Annotated in this window: 2 protein-coding genes; both read left to right on the top strand. The window is 68.0% G+C overall.

The window, feature by feature from the left end; all coding sequences use genetic code 11:
- On the top strand, positions 1 to 251 hold a 251-nt coding region (locus ACXJKR_RS32350; RefSeq protein WP_457326342.1), incomplete at its 5' end, for a DUF2249 domain-containing protein.
- 35 nt (positions 252 to 286) lie between these two features.
- The coding region (locus ACXJKR_RS32355; protein ID WP_457326343.1) for a cbb3-type cytochrome c oxidase subunit I at positions 287 to 1,498 on the top strand (1,212 nt) is incomplete at its 3' end.

A 1,498-nucleotide genomic window follows, 5' to 3' on the forward strand; every position in this document is an offset into this window, starting at 1 on the left:
ACTCTCGCGGGCTCGCAATGTGTGACCGCGCCCCAGCGATCGTCGCCAAGCTTGACGTCCTGGCCGCCAACGAAACGCTGGAGCTGTTGATGGACGGGGAGCCCGGCTCGCTGGAGGCCCTGCTCAACGTTCACAGGCCCGGGATGTTCAGCTGGCAGAGCGTCGACCGCGGCCCGGACTTCTGGCGGGCGCGAGTCACAAGGCTTGGCTCTGCGCGCGGCACGTGCTGCGGCGCTTGCGGCGGCGCCTGACGTTCAACTGTTCCTGGCGTTCCAAGGAAATCACCATGAAATCCCGTAGCAATCTCTGGCGCTGGCTGGGGCTCATCTTCGTGCTGTCGTTCGGCGCCCTGGGCTACCTGGGCTGGCAGATCTATCTTTCCGCCCCACCCATCCCGAACCGGGTGGTCAGCGCCGACGGCGAGCTGTTGTTCACCGGCGAGCAGATCCAGCTCGGCCAGCAGGCCTGGCTGTCGGCCGGCGGCCAGCAGCTCGGCACGGTCTGGGGGCATGGCGCCTATGTCGCGCCGGACTGGTCGGCCGACTGGCTGCATCGCGAGGCGGTGGCCCTGAAGGCCCGGCGCCTGGCCGAACAGCAGCAAAGCGGCCTGACGGTCAGCGACGCGCAGCGCGCCGCCGTCGACCAGCTGGTGCGCGATGAAATGCGCCGCAACACCTACGAAGAGAGCAGCGGCGATGTGCGCGTCACCGCCGCTCGCGCCCAGGCCATCCGTGAGGTCGCCTCGCACTACGAGGGCCTGTTCGGCACCGAACCGGCGCTGGACAAGCTGCGCGACCAATACGCGATGACGGCCGGCGCCTTGCCCGAAGCCGAGCACCGCAAGGCGCTGGCGGCCTTCTTCTTCTGGTCGGCCTGGGCGGCCGTGACGGATCGCCCTGGCGAGGCCGGTCTGTCCTACACCAGCAACTGGCCGCACGAACCGCTGGTCGGCAACACGATGAGCACGTCGGCCGCGATGTGGTCGATGGTCAGCATCGTGCTGCTGCTGGCCGGCATCGCCGCGATGCTGTGGCTGCACCAGGGCGACGAAGAGCTCGCCGTCGTGCCCAAGGCCGACCCGCTGCTCGGCGCCAAGGCCACACCGTCGATGAAGGCCACGCGCAAATACTTCTTCGTCGTCATCGGCCTGATGCTGCTGCAGATCGGCATGGGCGCCATCACCGCCCACTATGCGGTGGAAGGCCAGGCCTTCTTCGGCATCCCGCTGGCGCAGATCCTGCCGTACACCGTCACCCGCACCATCCACACGCAGATCGGCATTTTCTGGATCGCGACTGCCTGGCTGGCCACGGGCCTGTACGTCGCGCCGCTGCTATCGGGCGCCGAACCCAGGCTGCAGAAGCTCGGCGTCGATGCGCTGTTCTGGGCCCTCATCGTCGTCGTGCTCGGCTCCACCATCACCGGCTGGCTCGGCACGCTGCAGCACCGCGGGTTCGATTTCAGCTTCTGGTTCGGCAACCAGGGCCTGGAATTCACG

Source organism: Roseateles sp. P5_E11 (genome assembly GCF_054049355.1).